An 18,141-nucleotide genomic window follows, 5' to 3' on the forward strand; every position below is an offset into this window, starting at 1 on the left:
GCACCTTGCGCTGGAATCAGCGTTAACCGGGTTTGAATCATGGCTGTCGGCGAAGCCCCTATCCTGATCAAGAAAATCAAGAAGGGCGGCGGCCACGCTCACCATGGCGGCGCCTGGAAGGTGGCCTATGCGGACTTCGTGACTGCGATGATGGCCTTCTTCCTGCTGATGTGGCTGATCAACACCACCAGCCCCGAGCAGAAGCGCGGCATCGCCGACTATTTCGCCCCGGCCAGCGTCTCGGAGACCACATCCGGCTCCGGCGGCATCCTGGGCGGCACGGCGCTGGGGGAAGACGGCGCCAAGAGCGCGGGCTCGATGTCGATCATCGAGGAGATGTCCCCGGAATCGAAGAACCCCGACGACGGCAAGAGCCAGGACGCGGCCAAGGCCGTGGACGCCGAGGCCTCCACCCAGGCCATGAAGGAAGCCCTGGAGAAGCGCGAGGAGGCCGCCTTCGCCTCCGCCGCCCAGTCCCTGCGCCAGTCGCTGCAGGACATGCCGGAACTTGCCGAGCTGTCGAAGAACATCATCATCGACCAGACCCCCGAAGGCCTGCGCATCCAGCTCGTCGACCAGGAGGGTCGCTCCCTGTTCAACGAGGGTCAGGTCCAGCCCAACGACCGCGCCAAGCTGCTGCTGCGGGCGGTGGCCAAGATCGTCAACCAGTTGCCCAACCGCATCAGCATCTCGGGCCACACCTCGGCCAGCATGAACGGGCGCAAGGCCGACACCGACTGGTCGCTGTCCTCCAGCCGCGCCGACGCCTCGCGCCGGGTGCTGCAGGGATCGGGGGTGGACGCCGACCGCATCTACCAGGTCTCCGGCAAGGCCAATTCCGAGCCGCTGTACCCGGACGATCCCACCCTGCCCGGCAACCGCCGGATCGCCATCGTGCTGCTTCGCGAGGCGCCGGTCCTGCCGCCGGACCACGGGCTCTAGGCCGTGACGTTCGGAACACTTGCGCAACCCCACGGCATGACGCCTAATCGGGTCAGGCGCAGTGGTTCGAAAGCGATCGCAAGTCCGTGACGCAACATTTTCCGACCCGACAACTCAGGTTCTTCCTGACGGCGCCGAGCCCCTGTCCGTACCTTCCCGAACGTCATGAGCGGAAGGTCTTCGCCCACCTGCCCCTGTCGGACGGCGCCACGGTCAACGACTCGCTGACCCAGGTCGGCTTCCGCCGCTCCCAGAACATCGCATACCGCCCGGCCTGCGAGTCCTGTTCAGCCTGTGTCTCGGCCCGCATCCCCACCGGCGACTACGTCTTCTCCCGCTCGGAGCGGAAGACCCTGGCGCGCAACGAGGACATCGAGCGCCATCTGGTGGAGGCCGAGGCCACCATGGAGCAGTTCGACCTGCTCCGCCGCTACCTGTTGACCCGCCACGCCGACGGCGGCATGGCCGAGATGACCTGGCCCGACTATGTGGCCATGGTCGAGGACACCGCGGTCCGCACCCACATCATCGAATACCGCCTGCGCTCCAAGGACGGCGGCCCCGGCGACCTTATCGCCTGCGCCCTGGTGGACCTGATGAGCGACGGCCTGTCCCTGGTCTACAGCTTCTACGACCCGACCCTCGCCCGCCGCAGCCTCGGCTCCTTCGTGATCCTCGACCACGTGATCCAGGCCGGCCTCACCGACATGCCCTATGTCTATCTGGGCTACTGGGTGCGGGGCTCGGAGAAGATGGACTACAAGGTCCGCTTCTCGCCCATCGAGCTGCTGCGCCCCGAAGGCTGGTCCCTGATGTCGGCCCGCGACCGGCACGTCGACAAGGTCTAGGACCGCGGCAGCGCGTAGGCGACCAGGTAGTCGCCCATCTTCGTCCCCAGGCTGCCGTGCCCGCCCGCGGCGGTCAGCACGATCTGGCGGCCATCGGACGTCGCATAGGTCATGGGCGTGGTCTGCGCCCCGGCCGGCAGCCGGGCCTGCCAGAGCTGGCGGCCCGTTGTCACGTCATAGGCGCGGATATAGCGGTCCAGGGTCCCGGTGAGGAAGGCCACCCCGCCGGCGGTCATGATCGGTCCGCCGAGGCTGGGGACCCCCATCTTGAACGGCAGGGGCACGGGGGAGGAATCCCGCACGGTGCCGTTCCGGTGCATCCAGGCGATCTTGCCCGAGACCAGGTCCACCCCCGCCACATAGCCCCAGGGCGGCGCCTGGCACGGCAGGCCCAGGGGCGACGTCAGGGGATGCAGTTCCACCGCATAAGGGGCGCCGTACATCGGGTTGCCGCCGCCCTCGCGGGAGGCGCCGAGCGGGCGCGTTCCGCCGCCCTCCCCGACCCGGCGCGGGATCAACTTGGAGACGAAGGCGAAGTAGTCCGGATTGGCGAAGGCGACCTGGCGCGTCGGATCGACAGCCAGCCCGCCCCAGTCGAACACCCCGAAATTGCCGGGATAGACCAGGGAGCCCTTCACCGACGGCGGCGTGAAGATCCCGTCATAGCGAAGCTCGGCGAAGCGGATGCGGCAGACCAACTGGTCGAACAGGGTCACCCCCCACATGTCGCGCCCTTCCAGCGGCCGCTTGGGCAGGAAGGTCAGGGCGGAGAAGGGCTGGGTCGGCGAGGTGCGGTCGCCGGGCGCCGCCCCCTGCGGGACAGCACGCTCCACCACCGGAATGATGGGCGCCCCGGTGGCCCGGTCGAGGACATAGATGTCGCCGCGCTTGGTGGAGGCCACCAGGGCCGGGCGACGCCCCGACGGCGTGTCGATGTCCACCAGGCTGGGCTGGCCGCCGATATCCATGTCCCACAGGTCGTGGTGGACGGTCTGGAACACCCAGCGCAGCTTTCCGGTGGCGAGGTCGAGGGCCACGACGGAGCTGTTGAACCGTTCCGGGGTCGGCTGGCGGTGGCCGCCGAACTGGTCGGGGGTCTGGTTGCCCATGGGCAGGTAGATGAGCCCGAGGGCCTCGTCGACGCTGGACACGCCCCAGCTGTTGGGGGAGTTGCGGGTGTAGGCTTGGCCCGGGCCGATGGGGGCGGTCTGGCCCGGATTTCCGGCATCCCAGTTCCAGACCAGGGCGCCGGTCCGAACGTCATAGGCGCGCACGACGCCGGAGGGCTCGCGGGTCGAATAGTTGTCCGTCACCTCTCCCGCGATGATCACCAGGTCCTTGGTCACGACGGGGGGCGAGGTCGAATAGTAGAAGCCGTGCTGGCGCGCGGGCATGCCGGTCCAGAGATCCACGGCCCCGCCCTGGCCGAACCCCGCGCAGGGCTTGCCGGTGGACGCGTCCAGGGCGATCAGCCGCGCGTCCGCGGTCGGGAGGAAGATGCGCTCGCGGCAGGCGCCGCCCGGAACGGCGTCGCGGTGGTAGGACACCCCGCGGCACGTCAGATGCTGCAGGTTCTTGGCCACGGCGATCTTGGGGTCATAGCGCCAGAGCGGCTTGCCGGTGGCGGCGTCCAGCGCGATGGCCCAGTCGTGGGGCGTACAGATATAGACTCGGCTCCCCACCTTCAGGGGCGTCAACTCGAAGGTGGTTTCGGTCGGATCGCCCGGTCCCTGCAGATCGCCGGTGCGATAGGTCCAGGCCACCTTCAGGCGATTCACATTGTCCGGCGTGATCTGGGTCAGGGGAGAATAGCGATCCCCACGGCCGGTCCGGCCATAGGAGGCCCAGTCCGCCGTGGGAACATCGCCGGCCCCGACAGCGACCGGGCCGCGAGGCCCCGGCAGCCGGCCGGCGACCTCATGCTCGTCGGAGATCAGGGCGGCCACCCCGACCACCGCGGCGAGGCCCAAGGCGCCGGCCAGCGGCGCCCACGCCCGGCGACCGCCCAGCGGCCGGGTCACCAACGGCAGGAGCAGAAGCCCGCCGAGCACGAAGATCACGTCGCCCCGCGCCGCCAGAGGCCACCAGTCCAGGCCGATCTCCCACACCGCCCAGACGAGGGTGCCCAGCACGACAGCGGCGAACAGCCAAAGCGCCTCGGCCTTGCGGGCCGCCAGGAGCACCCCGGAGGCCAAGACCGCGAGGCCCGCGATCAGATAGTACCAAGAGCCGCCGAGGGTGATCAGCTGGGCGCCCCCCACCCCCATCGCCAGTCCAACGAGCCCGAGCAGCGCGCCCGCCGCCAGCGGCGCGCGAGGGGTGTGTTCAGTCGCCATCACGTCCTCGGGGTTTTGGTCTGCTGACCAACGCCCGGAGCGTGGCCTTGGGTCCACCTTGGCGGCAGAAAACCTCTCGTCGCGCGAGCTTGGAGAACCTATCTGGGACGGCAGAGGACTGATCCATGACCGACAAGACCCTCCAGGCCCTGCACCCGGCCCTGCGCGACGACATCGGCGACCTGGTGACCCGTCGCCCCGTCCCCGGCCCCCGCGTGGAGCAGGTCGATCCGTTCCTGTTCCTGAACCATCACGGCCCTCAGACCTATCCGGCGAACAATCACGGCCTGCCCTTCGGTCCCCATCCGCATCGCGGCTTCGAGACGGTGACGTTCATCCTGGAGGGCGACCTGGCCCACCATGACAGCGCCGGCCATGAGAGCATCATCCGGGCCGGGGGCGTCCAGTGGATGACGGCCGGCAGCGGCCTGGTCCACGCCGAGATCTCCCCCGACGACTTCAAGCGCCGCGGCGGGCCGCTGGAGTTGTTGCAGCTCTGGGTCAATCTGCCGGGCCGGCTGAAGATGAGCCCGCCGCGCTATGTCGGCCTGCAGCAGGACGAGATCCCCGCCTGGCGCACGCCCGACGGCCTGACCACCGTCCACCTGACCTCCGGAAGCTGGGACGGCCACACGGGGCCGGTCACCTCCCTCACCGGCGTCAGCCTGGCCACCGTCGACCTGCGGCCCGGCGGACGGGTGCGGTTCGCCGATCTCGGCGACCGCAGCGTCTTCCTCTATGTGGTCCGGGGTCAGGTGGAGATCGGCGGCACGCCGGCCCCGGCCTTCAACCTGGTCCAGCTCAGCGACGCCGGCGACGTCGTCGAGATCGCCTCGGCCACCGGCGGCCTGGTGCTGTTTGGTCACGCCGAGCCCATCGGCGAACCCGTCGTCGCCCACGGTCCCTTCGTGATGAACACCCGCGAGGAGATCGTCCAGGCCATCACCGACTACAACGCCGGCAAGTTCGACGCCGCGGTGGGCTGAGCCCCCGCGGCGCCGTCAGGGTCTAGAACTCCGCCGACAGGGTGAACTGGATGGTCCGGCGCGGGCCGGGGCGGAAGCTGGCCGGGGTGTTGGTGGTGGTGCTCACCGTGCCCAGATAGTCCTCGTCCAGGATGTTATCGACATTGACCCGGGCCTTGATCTGCTCGAACGGCCCGGCGCCGAACCCGTCGCCCAGGTCGAGATAGGCGTTGTAGATCGTATAGCCGTCGGTCTCCTCGCTGTTCACGAAGTTGGTGAAGCGCGAGCTGATGTGGCGGGCCGACAGGTTGAACACCGCCCCCTCGACGGGCTCGATGGTGATCCCGCCGGTCCACAGCCATTCGGGGAAGTCGGGCACCCGCTTTCCGGCGATGGCGAAGGTGGCGAAGTTGTCCTGGAACTCGGCGATGTTGTAGCTGAGGTTGGAGTTGAAATAGACCTTCCCGCCCAGGAACTCGGGCTTCCACTGGCCGCTGAACTCCGCCCCGTGCGCCTTCACCGCCCCGACGTTCTGATAGAAGGTCTCGGTGGTGGATGACCCCGGCACCACGGCGGCGAAGGCCTGCAGACGGTTCTCGAAGCTGGTCTGGTAGGCCACGATCGAGGCGTTGAAGGTCGGCCGGTTGGCGCGGTAGCCGATCTCCCAGTTGGTGGAGGTCTCGGCCTCGGGTCCGGGCGCCGCCGGGCTGGCGGCCGAGAAGATGTCGTCGGCGCCGCGCGGCAGGGCCATGTTCTCCGAATAGGACGCGAAGATCTGGTCGCGGCTGCCCACGTCGAAGACGGCGCCCACCTGCGGCAGGAAGCTATCCTCCCAGGTCTTGGAGATCGAGGGCCGGCGGCTGTTGATGAAGTCGGCCGGGTTGCGATAGCCCTGGATATTGTAGTCGACGCTCAGGCTCTTGAAGCCCAGGTCGATGTGCAGGCGTTCGTCCAGCAGGCTCAGCGTGTCCTTGACGAAGAACTCCACCGTGTCGCGGGTCGAGGTGTAGTTGCGCTGCAGGTGGACCGGCTCGTTCAGCAGCGGCGCGCCGTCGGGGCTGCCGCCGACCTGGTTATAGCGCTGCTGGGTGCGGTGGTAGTCGTCGTTCTCCAGCCAGACCCCGGCCGACAGGGCGTGGACGCCGAGGTTCCAGGTCAGTTTGCCGGTGACCCCTTGCCGCGTTCCGTCCACGGTGGACAGGCCGTACTGCAGGCCCTTGGGGGCGAACAGGCCCGGGATGATCAGCCGCTCGTTGTTGTAGTTGGTGAGCGAGGTGGCATAGGCCTCGGGCGAGACACCGTAGCCTTCCTTGGACTCGTAATAGCCGCCCAGGGTGAGGTTCAGGGCCTCGCCGATCGGGGTCTCATAGGTCAGGCCATACAGGTGGTCCTGCCGGCTGTTCACCGCCTGCTTGTAGTACTGGTTGTAGGCGGTGTTGGAATAGGTGATCCCCGGGCTGGTCACCGGCAGCACCGGCACATAGCCCAGATAGGCGAAGTCGCGCCCCGAGCGGCCGAACAGGTCGCCGGCCGTCCCGGCGTACTGCGCCTTGGTGATCGACGGTGAGTCATAGTCGAAATAGTCGTTGTGGACGGTCTGGAAGGTGATGGCCCCCTCCCCGATCTCCCAGCGCAGCTTGCCCTCATAGTGCTTGCGGTCGATGTCGCCCGGGCCGCGCCACAGGTCGCCGTGGATCCAGGAGCCGCTGACATAGCCGGAGAAGCCGTTGTGCTCGCCGAGGTCCAGGCGGGCGAAGGTGCGCTGCAGGTTGTCGCTGCCGCGGCTGTAGCTGACCACGCCGCCGAATTCCTTGTCCGGAACCTGGGTCAGGTAGCTGACGATCGGGCCGAGCGAGGCGTAGCTGGGCAGGCCGACGTCGCCCGAGCCGGCCGAGGCGGTCACGCGCAGCAGGTTCTCGTTGTCGACATAGCGATAGATCGGACTGCCGCCGAACTGGTCGCTGCGGCCCATGGGGATGTTGTCCAGCAGGAAGCCGATCTGCTGGAAGTTGAAGGCCCGCACCGAAACCGAGTTGCCGAACTCGTACATGCCCAGCGCGTCATTGGCCTGGACGTTGAAGCCCGGCAGGGACTCCAGCATCTTCAGGCCCGTGACGCCCGCCGGGGCCGAGAGCAGGGCCTCGCGGGTGATGGCGACGGTGGCGGTGGCCTGATCGGTGCCGATGGCCACCGAGGCCTCCGAGACCCGGCTGCCGGTCACCACCAGTTCCTCGACGGTGCCCGAGGTCTGGGCGAGGGCCCAGGTCGGCGCGCCCAGCGCCATGGTCATGGCCGCGCCGCACATCAGCGCCCGACGGCGCAGGTTCGAAGTGTTCATCATGCTATCCCCAGCTCCCCCGTTCGGGGTGATGGGGACAGGTGGCGCAAGGGCGGCCGCCCCTCCAACCGGCGGTGCGTCGGTATGGCGAGGTTTGATCGGTTTTGAACTCCAGACGCGCAATGGCGCCGCGCGTCTGCTCCCCAGGCGGCGCCCGCGGCCTATCGCGCCCGTTCGGCGGCCTCGCCGCTGGAGGCGATCACCAGGAAGACCGAGCCCTGCAATTCCTCCACCAGGCTGCTGATCGAGGCGCGGGGCGTGGCCGCCACCGGTGCGCCCACCGCCGGCAATTCCGACAGCAGGTTGCGCACGTAGCCGATCTTCAGGGCGTAGTTGACGTTCTGGGCGATCTCGTCTTCGCCGGCCTTGGTCAGCTTGGAGATGACGATGCCCACGGCGCGGCCCTGGTCGTCGATCACCGGGCCGCCGCTATTGCCGGAATGGATCGGCATGGAGACCTGCAGGAAGCGGGCGTCGTCCCGCCGGCCGGTGGCCGCGTCGTTGCCGGCCATGGCGCTCACCTCCCCAGACGTCATCTTCAGGCTCACGCCCAGCGTGTCCGGCGCGGGATAGCCCAGGGTGAAGACATGCTCGCCAAGCTGCGCCGGCGCGGCGCTGAAGGCGATGGCGGTGCGGGTCGGCAGGGGTTTCAGCGGCTTCAGGATGGCGATGTCGTTGGCCGGGTCGGCCACCACCAGTTCCGCCTCGCCGACGACCTTGCCGTCGCGGGCCAGCTCCAACAGGGTCGCGCCCTCGATCACGTGATTGGCGGTGATGATGTAGCCCTTCGGCCCCAGCCAGCCGGTCCCGACAAAGGTGCCGCCCTCGGCCTCGTTGGCCACGATGTGGGACTCGTCACAGACATACCTGGAAATCTGCTCGGAAACCGATCCGGCGCCATAGGCCTGGACCTCCACCTTGTCGGAGGGTGGTGCATAGACCGCCACCAGGGCGCCGCCGGCGTCGTAGCTGTCGGCGGACACCGTGCTCAGCCGGCCTGTGTCGCAATTGAACATCTGGGCGATGAAGCCGGTGGTCATCATCGAGCCGTCGCCGAGCTTGACCGGGACGGCGCTGTCCATCCGCACGATCACCCCCACAATCCCATCCCCAAGGCCAACGACGCTGTCCTGGCGGATGAAATACCGGCTCTGGCTCTTGGCATCATAGGCCGTGGGCAGCCAGGTGGCCTTGGTCGCGGGGCCGGTCTCCAGGCTGGGCTTCAGACTCGCCCGCTGCGCCGCCACGGCGCAAATCCTGTCCTGCAGGCCGCTGGCGACGCTACCCGGCGGCGGCGCGACGAACTGCCAGTCGCGCTGCGGCACGGTGGAGGAACTGGTCACCAGGCCCTTGGCGTCGAGATAGGTGAAGGACGCCAGGGCGAAGCTCCGGCCCCTGCAATCGTCCATGCGCTGCATGACGACGGTCGAGTAGCGCTTGCCGCTGACGGCGTCGCGCTGCGGACGGTTCAGCACCTGCCGCACGAAGGTCTGGGTGTAGCCGCCATTCCGGACGATCGACGCCATGTCGATCTCGAACTGGCTGCTGTGATCCTGGTCGGCGGTCACCGGGACCCACGACTGGGCCAGGACCGAACCCGCCGCAGCCAATGTGACGGCCAGGGCCGCGATCGCGATCTGGAATCTCACCTCATCCCCCTCGGCACACCCCAGGGGTGAGCCTAGCGGCGGCTACGCGCGTCGGCAACGCCGGTCGATCCATCCCCAGTTGCCGACGCTGTCCACATCGACCCCGCGCGGCGCCGAGGCTAAGATCACCCGGTGACCGCGCCCGCCCGAAGAGACCCATAGTGCGACAGCTCCGCCTGACCCTCAGGCGCCCCGTCTCCTATGCGCGCCGCGAGTTCAGCCAGGGCCCCTCCAACGCCCAGGCGATCGCGGCCCTCGACGCCTGGCCCGCTTGGCACGGCGGCTGCCTGGTGCTGGTGGGGGCCGAGGGATCGGGCAAGACCCATCTGGCCCGGGGCTGGGCCGCCCAGGCCAAGGCCCTGGTCCTGGAGCGCACCGCGACCGACGTCTCCGCCGCCAACGGCCGTCCGGTCCTGGTGGAGGATGTCGACCAGGGAATCGACGCCGAGACCCTGTTCCACCTGATCAACATGGCCGGCCACGACGGCGGCAGCCTGCTGCTGACGGCCCGCGTGGCCCCGGCCGCCTGGCCCGCGGAACTGCCGGACCTGCGGTCGCGCCTCAACGCCCTGCCCGTGGCCCTGATCGAGGAGCCCGACGACCAGGTTCTGGAAGGTGTCTTGAGAAAATTCTTCCGGGAGCGGAGCATTCGCCCGCCCAAGGAGGTGTTTCCCTACCTTCTCCGCCGCATGCCAAGGTCGATCCCGGCCGCCCGTGAAATCGTCAAGCGTCTGGATGAGGCCGCCGACGACGAACAGCGGCCCATTTCGCGGGCCCTTGCACGACAGATTCTTGAAGATGATACGGAGAATCTTGACCTTTTCGAGGGATGACTTGAAGCCTCAAGTGGGTTGGGCCAGAACAGGTCCGATCTCCAGTTCCGGGAATGCCGACCCATGACCTATGCCGCGCCCATGCGATCCGACGGTGTCGAAGTCGCGCGCGAACCCCTGGGTCTGGACGCCGAGCTGCTGGCCTCGCCGGCCCGGTTCTTCAACCGCGAACTCTCCTGGCTGGCCTTCAACAAGCGGGTGCTGGGGGAGAGCCAGAACGCCCGCCACCCCCTGCTGGAGCGCCTGCGCTTCCTGTCGATCTCGGCCAACAACCTCGACGAATTCTACATGGTCCGCGTGGCCGGCCTGAAGGCCCAGGTCCGCGAGGGCGTGCGTGTCGTCAGCCAGGACGGCCTCACCCCGGCCGAGCAGCTGGAGCGGGTCAATTCCGAGGCCGCCGACCTGATGGCCGGCCAGCAGACCCGCTGGCGCGAACTCTGCGTCGAACTCACCGGCGAGGGCCTGCACGTGGTCTCGCCCCAGGAGGTGACGCCGGCGGAGAAGGCGGCGCTGGAGGAGACCTTCGTCAGCCGCCTGTTCCCGGTCCTGACGCCCCTGGCCATCGACCCGGCCCACCCCTTCCCCTTCATCCCGAACCTGGCCTTCTCCCTGGCGCTGAAGCTGCGCCGGCAGTCGGACGGCCGCCTGCTCTACGCCCTTGTGCCGATCCCGGCCCAGGTCGCCCGCTTCTGGCAGCTTCCGGCCACGCCCTCGCGGCGGCGCAAGCCCGAGCGGCGGTTCATCTCGCTGGAGAACATGGTCTCCATCTTCCTCGACCACCTGTTCCCCGATTGCGAGATCGAGGCCCAGGGCGTCTTCCGCCTGATCCGCGACAGCGACATCGAGATCGAGGAGGAGGCCGAGGACCTGATGCGGGAGTTCGAGGCGCGCCTGAAGCAGCGCCGCCTGGGCTCGGTGGTGCGCGTCGAGATCGAGCAGGCCATGCCCCAGGAGCTGCGGGACTTCATCGTCACCAACCTGCACGCCCGCCAGGACGACATCCTGATGATCGACGGCCTGCTGGGCCTCGACGAGCTTTCGCAGCTCATCCCCCCCGACCGCGCCGACCTGAAGTTCAAGGCCTTCGAGCCCCGCTTCCCCGAACGCATCCGCGATCACGCCGGCGACTGCTTCGCCGCCATCCGCGAGAAGGACATCCTGGTCCACCACCCCTTCGAGAGCTTCGACGTGGTGGTCCAGTTCCTGCGCCAGGCGGCCCGCGACCCCAATGTCCTGGCCATCAAGCAGACCCTCTACCGGACCTCCTCCGACAGCCCCATCGTGGCGGCCCTCATCGAGGCCGCCGAGAACGGCAAGAACGTCACCGCCCTGGTGGAGATCAAGGCCCGCTTCGACGAGGAGGCCAACCTCAAGTGGGCGCGCGATCTGGAACGCGCCGGGGTCCACGTGGTCTTCGGCTTCGTGGAGTACAAGACCCACGCCAAGCTCTCGATGGTGGTCCGCAAGGAGGGGGACAACCTGCGCACCTACTGCCACTTCGGCACCGGCAACTACCACCCGGTCACGGCGCGCATCTATACCGACCTGTCGCTGTTCACCACCGACCCGGCCCTCGGCCGCGACTCCGCCCGGCTGTTCAACTACATCACCGGCTACGCCACCCCCGACCGACTGGAGAAGCTGTCCTTCTCGCCCATCACCATGAAGCACGACCTGCTGGCCCTGATCGGCCAGGAGGTCGCCAACGCCCAGGCCGGCAAGCCCGCGGCCATCTGGGCCAAGCTCAACTCCATCGTCGACCCCGTGTTGATCGACCGCCTGTACGAAGCCAGCCAGGCCGGGGTCTCCATCGACCTGGTGGTGCGCGGCATCTGCTGCCTGCGCCCCGGCGTCGTCGGCCTGTCGGAGAACATACGGGTCAAGTCCATCGTCGGCCGCTTCCTGGAGCACTCCCGCATCGTGGCCTTCGCCAACGGCGCCCCCATGCCCTCGGCGGAGACCCGGGTCTTCATCTCCTCGGCCGACTGGATGCCCCGCAACCTGGACCGCCGGGTGGAGTGCCTGACCCCGGTGGAGAACCCCACGGTCCACCAGCAAGTCCTGCAGCAGATCATGGTCGCCAACCTCAAGGACGAAGCGCAGAGCTGGACGCTGGACGGCGAGGGCCGCTATACCCGCGATCCGTCGTGGGACCACCCGGGCGCCTTCTCCGCGCACGAGTACTTCATGACCAATCCCAGCCTGTCGGGCCGGGGGCAGAAGGTGAAGGACATGCCGCGCGCGATCGATCATGTGGCCACGCACGGATAGTTCCCCCGGCCGCCAGGCCGCCGTCATCGACCTGGGTTCGAACTCCGTCCGTCTCGTCATCTACCGGCTCGAGGGCCGGGCGATCTGGACCGTCTTCAACGAGAAGGCCCTGGCGGGCCTTGGCCGCGACCTGACCACCACCGGCCGCCTCTCGCCCGAGGGCGTGGAGACCGCCATGGCGGCCATGCGCCGCTTCCGCGCGGTGCTGGACGGCCTCAACGCCTCGGAGATCATGGTGGTGGCCACCGCCGCCGTGCGCGAGGCGACTGACGGCCGCGACTTCCTGGCCCGCATCCAGGCCGAGACCGGCCTGCGGGTCCGCATCCTGTCCGGCGAGCAGGAGGCCCGCTACGCCGCCCTCGGCGTCACGGCCGGTCAGCCCGACGCCAAGGGCGTGGTGGGGGACCTGGGGGGCTCCAGCCTGGAGCTGATCCGCCTGGACGACGGCCAGTCCGGCGACGGCGTCACCCTGCCCCTCGGCCCCTTCGCCCTGGGCGCCCCCCGCGCCCTGGACGTCGAGCGCACCCGCAAGCGGATCGACGCGGCGCTGGCGCCCCTCGACCAGAGGTTCGCCACCCCGCAGTTCCAGGCCGTCGGCGGCGCCTGGCGCAACCTGGCCCTGCTGCACATGATCATGGCCGACTACCCCCTGCGGGTGGCCCACCAGTACGAGATGACCCGGGCCGACGCCGTGGACGTCGCCCGCTTCGTCAGCCGCCAGTCCCGCGGCTCCCTGGAGCGCATCCAGGGCCTGTCCAAGAAGCGCTTCGACACCCTGCCCTATTCGGCCCTGGTGCTGGACGCCCTGATCGAACGGCTGGGGGTCGAGAAGGTGGTGATCTCCGCCTATGGCCTGCGGGAGGGCCTGCTGCTGGAGGCCATGGCCCCGGAGACGCGCGCCCGCGACCCCCTGATCGAGGGCTGCGAGGCCCTGACCGCCGTGCGCGGCCTTTCCCACGACCTGGGCCTGGCCCTGGAGACCTGGCTGACCCGGGCCTTCGCCAAGCTGCCGCCGGTGTTCGGCGAACGCGACGCCATCCTGACGGCGGCGGCCTGCCGCCTGGCCGACCTGGGGGCGCGTCTGCACCCCGACCATCGCGCCGACCTGGCCTTCGACCAGGTGCTGCGGGCGCCCATCGCCGGCATGACCCATGCCGAGCGCGCCTTCCTGGCCTGCGCCGCCTTCGCCCGCCACTCCAGCGCCCCGGTGACCCCGGAGCCCGGAACCATCGCCAAGGTGCTCTCCAACGAGCGTCGTCAGCGGGCCCGGGCCCTGGGCGCCGCCGTGCGCCTGGGCTGCGACCTGTCGGGCCGCAACGCCACTCTGCTGCCGCACGCCAGCCTGGTGATCGACGACACCCGTCTCAGCCTCACCGCCGACGAGGGCTGGCGCGACATGCTGCTGGGGGAACAGACCGCCAAGCGCGCAGCCACCCTGGCCCAAGCCCTGAAACTCAAGCTCGAAATGGCCTGATCCGATGCAGCTCCTCCTCACCGCGGCGGCCTATGAGCGGGTGAAGGCCCGGATCGCCCCCTTCGTCGGCGACCTCGACATCGTCACCCTGAGCGGGCCGGAGAGCTTCCAGCGCGCCGGCGCCGAGATCGCCGCCGAGGAGGTCGATCCCGAGATCGTCTGGACCACCCTGGACGCCTATGGCGCGGGTCAGCTCCCGGCCTTGATGGGCCGGGTCCTGAAGGGGACTAGGGCCCGGTGGATGCAGACCTTCAACGCCGGCATCGACGCCCCGATCTTCAAGTCGGTGATGGCCAAGGGCGTGCGGCTCTCCAAGAGCAACGCCCAGGCCGTGGCCATCGCCGAATATGTCGTGGCCCACGGCCTGGCCCTGATCGTCCCCATCGACGCCCAGCGTGCGCTGCAGGCCGCCAGGACCTGGAAGTCGACCCCCTATCGCGAGGTGAGCCAGACCCGCTGGGCCATCGTCGGGGCCGGCGCCATCGGCGCCGAGATCGCCCGGCGCATCAAGCCCTTCGGCGCGCACCTGACCGTCGTCCGCCGCAGCGACAAGGCCGATCCCCTGGCCGACGCCACCGTCACCCTGGCGGGCCTGGGCGAGATCCTGCCGCAGACCGACGTCGTCGTCCTGGCCTGCGCGCTGAACGACGAGACCCGCGACCTGGCCGACGCCGCCTTCTTCGCCGCCATGAAACCGGGCGCGATCCTGATCAATATCGGCCGCGGCGGCCTGGTGGACGAGGACGCCCTCAAGGTCGGCCTCGAGTCCGACCAGCCGGGTCACGCGGTGCTGGACGTCTTCCAGACCGAGCCCCTGCCGGCCGATCACTGGATGTGGGATCACCCCAAGGTGCGGATCAGCGCCCACACCTCCAATTCCGGCCAGGGGACGCCCGCCCGCGGCGACCAGCTGTTCGTGGACAACCTCCAGCGCTTCCTGGCCGGCGAGCCCCTGATCAACGAGGCCTCGCCCAGCGAGGTGGGCCTCTAGAGATAGCCACGCAGGCGGGCCACCAGTTCCGACTGCCGCCGCACCCCGGCCTTGGCCATCACGCTCTTGACCTGGTTGCGCACCGTGGTGATCGCCGCGCCCCGAGCCTCGGCGATCGCCCGCAGGCTCGCGCCCTCGCACAGGGCGGCGCTGACGGCCGCCTCGGCCGGGGTCAGGCCGAACTGGTCGAACAGCACCGTCTTGAGGGCTTCGTCGCGGATCTCGCGGGCCACCAGTATGCTGTCGCCAAGCGCCGTCATGGTGGGATCGAGGTTCTCCAGCCCCTGGGCCAGTCTATCGACGGCGTCGGGATAGACCTTGCTGTAGGCCGCCAGGGCGGCGTCGGTGATAAGCAGTTGTCTCAGTCGATGCTTGTCGTTCATAACTATGCCAATGGCATCGGTGACGCTTGTTGACCAGTCCTCCACCGCGCTGGTGCGCACGGAGATGGCGCCGGCCCCCGCCAACAACCTGAAGTCGCCCCCCGTCCTGACGCGCGCCGGCAATCGCATCCTGCAGTGGGCCTTCGACCGCGGCATCTCCCGCAATGTTCACCTGGTGGCCGAAGGCGGCGAGTCCCTGCGTCGCGCGGTCGACCGCCTGCGTCAGGCCTATCTGCGATACGACCGTCCCGTGGGCCTGCTGGCCCGGGTCGAGGCCCAGGCCTGGAGCGGCCCGCTCACGCCGCCCTCCCCCGCCCCGACTCCGGCGACCTGGTTCCGCCCCGAGCGCGGCGACAGCCGCGGCTTCGTCTTCTATGTCCATGGCGGCTCCTTCGTCTGCGAGAAGAGTCCCCGGGTCACCCGCATGATCGCCAAGCTGGCCGCGGCGGCCGGCGCCCGGGTGTTCTCGCCCGACTATCGGCTGGCGCCCGAGCACCCCTGCCCCGCGGCCATCGAGGACGTGATCGCCGCCTGGCGATGGCTGGCGGCCACCTATCCCGACGAACCCCTGATCGCGGCGGCCGAGTCCTCCGGGGCGGCGATCCTGATGGCGGCCCTTTGCGAGGTCCGCGACCAGGGCGGTCGCCTGCCCGACGCGGTCCTGCTGTTTTCGCCCTGGGTGGATCTCTCGCTGCAGAGCTGGTCGGTGACGGCCGCCTCCATGACCGCCTCGACCCCCTACAGCATGGCCTCCCTGGCGGTGATGAGCCGCCTCTACCTGCAGGGACGGCCGGCGACCGACCCCCTGGCCTCGCCGATCTTCGGCGACCTGTCGGGCCTGCCGCCGATGCTGATCCACGCCAGTCAGAGCGACATCGTGTTCGACGACGCCCGGCGCCTCGCCCAGGCCGTCGAGGCGGCCGGCGGGGAGCTGACCCTGCGGGTCTGGCGCGGCCAGACCCATGTGTGGGAGCGCACGGAGAGCGCCGAGGCCCGCCACTCCCTGGATCTGGCGGCGGCCTTCATCGAGGCTCACGCGACGGCGGCGGCGGCCCCATAGCAAGAGGGCGACACGTCGGTCGCCCGACATGCCGCCCTCTCATCCAGCTCCCTTGCGGGATCTGCGCCTCCAAGGTCGGTCGCCGCGTCGATTTGCAGGTCGCCCTGCGCCTCTTCGCCTTCGGCCGGTGTCCTTCGGTCGGTCGCCGTCGGGTCGCCCCGTCAGTCTCCGGCTTGGAACCTTCCGCCCGCCTGGTGGTCCGGTTTCCCGATCCGCCCGCGCCGCGGTCCCTCTCGACCTCATGACGGTGCGCCCGCCTCCGAATTCCGGCAAGCGGGGTTTTGGCGCGCCCGGTGGGCGAGCGGTGGACGCGCGGTGGACAAGCGGTGGACAAGCGGTGCAGGCATGGGGGACGGCGGCGTGCGAGCCAACCTGGGATTGGCGCTCAGTTTATCCACCGGGACTTGCGCGGCGCCCCGGTGACGCGCCTCAGACCTCGACGACGGTCTTGCCCACCGGGGCCAGGGAGATGATCGCCAGCTTCACGTTCTGGACCGCGAAGGGGATGCCGATGATGGTCACCGCCTGGGCGACCGCCAGCATCAGATGGCTGAGCGCCAGGTACCAGCCCCCGAGGATGAACCACACGACGTTCATCAGGAAGCCGACGCCCCCGGTGCCCAGGTCCTCGCGGCCGGTGTGCAGGTCCCGCGCCACCACCTGCCGCCCGAAGGGCCAGGCGCTGAACCCGGCGATCCGGAAGGCGGCGAAGGCCCAGGGCAGGCCGACCACGGTGATGGCCAGCAGCACGCCGGAGAGCATCCACAGCAGGCCCGAGAGCCAGCCGCCGAAGATGAACCACAGCAGGTTGAGCAGCAGGCGCATCTATTCCGCCGCGCTGACCTTGGGCGCGCGCCGAACCTCGACCACCCGCACCCGCGTGCCATCCAGCACCAGGGCCAGTTCGCCGCGCTTCAGCTTCAGGGCGTCCTCGCCGAAGGCCTCGCGCCGCCAGCCGGTCAGGGCCGGGGTCTTGGCGTCGTCGTCATTGGCGATCTGTTCGAGGTCCGAGACCGTGGCGATCAGCTTGGACGCCACCCCGGCGTCCTCGGCCCGCGCCTTCAGAAGCACCTTGAGCAGCTCCACCACGGCGCCGGCGGCGGGCGAGGCGGCGATCTTGCTGCGCTCGATCACCGGGGCGTAGGCGTCGGGGTCCTTCAGCGCCTCCTTGATGGCGTCCAGCAGGTCCGGCCCGAAGCGCGACCCGGAGAAGCCCTTGGGCACCGAGCGCAGGCGGTCGATGGCCCCGGCGTCGGTCGGCGCCTGGGTCGCCAGCTCGTCGATGGCCTCGTCCTTCAGGATGCGGCCGCGCGGCTGGTCCCGCTGCTGGGCGGTGCGCTCGCGCCAGGCGGCGACGGCCTTGTAGACCGCCAGGTATTTCGAGGTGTGCCGGCGCGGCTTCAGCCGCTTCCAGGCGTTCTCCGGCTCCACGTCATAGACGGCGGGATCGCAGAGGTTCTGCATCTCGTCGTGGACCCAGGCCAGGCGGCCTTCTTTTTCCAGCCGCGCCTTGAGGATCGGATAGAGCGCCGCCAAGTGGGTCACGTCGGCCAGGGCGTAGGTCAACTGGGCCTCGGTCAGCGGCCGGCGGGCCCAGTCGGTGAAGCGGCTGGACTTGTCCAACTCGATCTTCAGCATCTGTCGGACCAGGGCGTCATAGGCGATCTGCTCGCCATAGCCCGCGGCCATGCCGGCCACCTGGGTGTCGAACAGCGGCCTGGGCATCGCCTTGAGATTGTTGAAGATCTCCACGTCCTGTCGAGCGGCGTGGAACACCTTCTCGATGCTTTCGTCGCGGAGGATCGCCAGGAACGGTTCGAGGTCCAGGCCTTCGGCCAGGGGGTCGATAACGGCTTCGGCGTTCGGGGCGGCGGCCTGGATCAGACAGAGCTTGGGCCAGTAGGTCGTCTCCCGCATGAACTCGGTGTCCACGGCGACGAAAGGCTGGCCTTTGATTTTGTCACAGTACGCCGCCAGTTCGGCGGTGGTTGTAATCGGCGTCATCAATTAGCTATAGCCCCGCGCACGCCCGAGTCTGCAACCCCGGCGGC

Annotated in this window: 14 protein-coding genes; 8 read left to right on the top strand and 6 right to left on the bottom strand. The window is 69.2% G+C overall.

Features of this window, described 5'->3' with window-relative positions; genetic code table 11:
* The first annotated feature begins 39 nt into the window (after positions 1 to 39).
* Together AC1RN5_RS08935 and AC1RN5_RS08940 are read left to right on the top strand one after the other, a co-directional pair.
* Positions 40 to 942 (top strand): flagellar motor protein MotB, encoded by a 903-nt coding sequence (locus AC1RN5_RS08935; protein ID WP_421931330.1) that lies wholly within the window; start codon positions 40 to 42, stop codon positions 940 to 942.
* Between the two features lie 86 nt (positions 943 to 1,028).
* The gene (locus AC1RN5_RS08940) at positions 1,029 to 1,790 is read left to right on the top strand and encodes an arginyltransferase (RefSeq protein ID WP_493040839.1); all 762 of its coding nucleotides are present in this window, start codon (positions 1,029 to 1,031) and stop codon (positions 1,788 to 1,790) included.
* Here AC1RN5_RS08940 and AC1RN5_RS08945 read toward each other — a convergent pair.
* Positions 1,787 to 4,126 carry a glucose/quinate/shikimate family membrane-bound PQQ-dependent dehydrogenase gene (locus tag AC1RN5_RS08945; protein WP_493040840.1) on the bottom strand — a complete coding sequence of 780 codons (2,340 nt, stop codon included), beginning with the start codon at positions 4,124 to 4,126 and terminating at the stop codon, positions 1,787 to 1,789. The two genes, AC1RN5_RS08940 and AC1RN5_RS08945, sit on opposite strands and share 4 nt — an antisense overlap.
* A gap of 125 nt (positions 4,127 to 4,251) precedes the next feature.
* On the opposite strand from AC1RN5_RS08945, the gene AC1RN5_RS08950 reads away from it, so the two are divergent.
* Positions 4,252 to 5,112: a pirin family protein gene (locus AC1RN5_RS08950; protein ID WP_493040841.1), complete on the top strand. Its 861-nt coding sequence runs from the start codon at positions 4,252 to 4,254 to the stop codon at positions 5,110 to 5,112.
* A gap of 22 nt (positions 5,113 to 5,134) precedes the next feature.
* On the opposite strand, the gene AC1RN5_RS08955 is transcribed toward AC1RN5_RS08950, so the two are convergent.
* A complete protein-coding gene (locus AC1RN5_RS08955) occupies positions 5,135 to 7,432 on the bottom strand; it encodes a TonB-dependent receptor (protein ID WP_493040842.1) in 2,298 nt (765 codons plus the stop codon).
* Between the two features lie 158 nt (positions 7,433 to 7,590).
* Positions 7,591 to 9,078 (bottom strand): S1C family serine protease, encoded by a 1,488-nt coding sequence (locus tag AC1RN5_RS08960; RefSeq protein ID WP_493040843.1) that lies wholly within the window; start codon positions 9,076 to 9,078, stop codon positions 7,591 to 7,593.
* Between the two features lie 161 nt (positions 9,079 to 9,239).
* Between AC1RN5_RS08960 and AC1RN5_RS08965 the strand changes: the two genes are divergently transcribed.
* The 4 genes from AC1RN5_RS08965 (at position 9,240) to AC1RN5_RS08980 (ending at position 14,647) form a co-directional block, all read left to right on the top strand.
* The gene (locus AC1RN5_RS08965) at positions 9,240 to 9,911 is read left to right on the top strand and encodes a P-loop NTPase family protein (RefSeq protein WP_493040844.1); all 672 of its coding nucleotides are present in this window, start codon (positions 9,240 to 9,242) and stop codon (positions 9,909 to 9,911) included.
* A gap of 63 nt (positions 9,912 to 9,974) precedes the next feature.
* Positions 9,975 to 12,182, top strand: a complete 2,208-nt coding sequence (locus tag AC1RN5_RS08970) for an RNA degradosome polyphosphate kinase (RefSeq protein ID WP_493040845.1) — start codon at positions 9,975 to 9,977, stop codon at positions 12,180 to 12,182.
* Complete coding sequence (locus tag AC1RN5_RS08975) at positions 12,163 to 13,656, top strand: Ppx/GppA phosphatase family protein (RefSeq protein WP_493040846.1); 1,494 nt, start codon at positions 12,163 to 12,165, stop codon at positions 13,654 to 13,656. The genes AC1RN5_RS08970 and AC1RN5_RS08975 overlap by 20 nt, the downstream gene beginning before the upstream one ends.
* 4 nt (positions 13,657 to 13,660) lie before the next feature.
* Positions 13,661 to 14,647 carry an NAD(P)-dependent oxidoreductase gene (locus AC1RN5_RS08980; protein WP_493040847.1) on the top strand — a complete coding sequence of 329 codons (987 nt, stop codon included), beginning with the start codon at positions 13,661 to 13,663 and terminating at the stop codon, positions 14,645 to 14,647.
* Here AC1RN5_RS08980 and AC1RN5_RS08985 read toward each other — a convergent pair.
* Positions 14,644 to 15,030, bottom strand: coding sequence for a helix-turn-helix transcriptional regulator (locus AC1RN5_RS08985; protein ID WP_493040848.1), 387 nt, complete (start codon positions 15,028 to 15,030; stop codon positions 14,644 to 14,646). The genes AC1RN5_RS08980 and AC1RN5_RS08985 overlap by 4 nt on opposite strands.
* A 19-nt stretch (positions 15,031 to 15,049) precedes the next feature.
* Here AC1RN5_RS08985 and AC1RN5_RS08990 point away from each other — a divergent pair, with 19 nt between their 5' ends.
* Positions 15,050 to 16,090 carry an alpha/beta hydrolase gene (locus AC1RN5_RS08990; RefSeq protein ID WP_493040849.1) on the top strand — a complete coding sequence of 347 codons (1,041 nt, stop codon included), beginning with the start codon at positions 15,050 to 15,052 and terminating at the stop codon, positions 16,088 to 16,090.
* Between the two features lie 429 nt (positions 16,091 to 16,519).
* Here the strand turns inward: AC1RN5_RS08990 and AC1RN5_RS08995 are convergent, their stop codons facing one another.
* A complete protein-coding gene (locus AC1RN5_RS08995) occupies positions 16,520 to 16,915 on the bottom strand; it encodes a YccF domain-containing protein (RefSeq protein WP_493040850.1) in 396 nt (131 codons plus the stop codon).
* On the bottom strand, positions 16,916 to 18,094 hold the full coding sequence (gene rnd / locus AC1RN5_RS09000) for a ribonuclease D (RefSeq protein WP_493040851.1): 1,179 nt from the start codon (positions 18,092 to 18,094) through the stop codon (positions 16,916 to 16,918). It abuts the gene before it with no gap.
* Positions 18,095 to 18,141 lie beyond the last annotated feature (47 nt).

The organism is Phenylobacterium sp. GW821-FHT12F10 (assembly GCF_058806695.1).

Coding starts and splice junctions, on each gene's coding strand:
- AC1RN5_RS08995 (WP_493040850.1), bottom strand. CDS start 16,915: ATGCGCCTGCTGCTCAACCTGCTGTGGTTCATCTTCGGCGGCTGGCTC.
- AC1RN5_RS08950 (WP_493040841.1), top strand. CDS start 4,252: ATGACCGACAAGACCCTCCAGGCCCTGCACCCGGCCCTGCGCGACGAC.
- AC1RN5_RS08955 (WP_493040842.1), bottom strand. CDS start 7,432: ATGATGAACACTTCGAACCTGCGCCGTCGGGCGCTGATGTGCGGCGCG.
- AC1RN5_RS08980 (WP_493040847.1), top strand. CDS start 13,661: ATGCAGCTCCTCCTCACCGCGGCGGCCTATGAGCGGGTGAAGGCCCGG.
- AC1RN5_RS08985 (WP_493040848.1), bottom strand. CDS start 15,030: ATGAACGACAAGCATCGACTGAGACAACTGCTTATCACCGACGCCGCC.
- AC1RN5_RS08945 (WP_493040840.1), bottom strand. CDS start 4,126: ATGGCGACTGAACACACCCCTCGCGCGCCGCTGGCGGCGGGCGCGCTG.
- AC1RN5_RS08975 (WP_493040846.1), top strand. CDS start 12,163: ATGTGGCCACGCACGGATAGTTCCCCCGGCCGCCAGGCCGCCGTCATC.
- rnd (WP_493040851.1), bottom strand. CDS start 18,094: ATGACGCCGATTACAACCACCGCCGAACTGGCGGCGTACTGTGACAAA.
- AC1RN5_RS08970 (WP_493040845.1), top strand. CDS start 9,975: ATGACCTATGCCGCGCCCATGCGATCCGACGGTGTCGAAGTCGCGCGC.
- AC1RN5_RS08935 (WP_421931330.1), top strand. CDS start 40: ATGGCTGTCGGCGAAGCCCCTATCCTGATCAAGAAAATCAAGAAGGGC.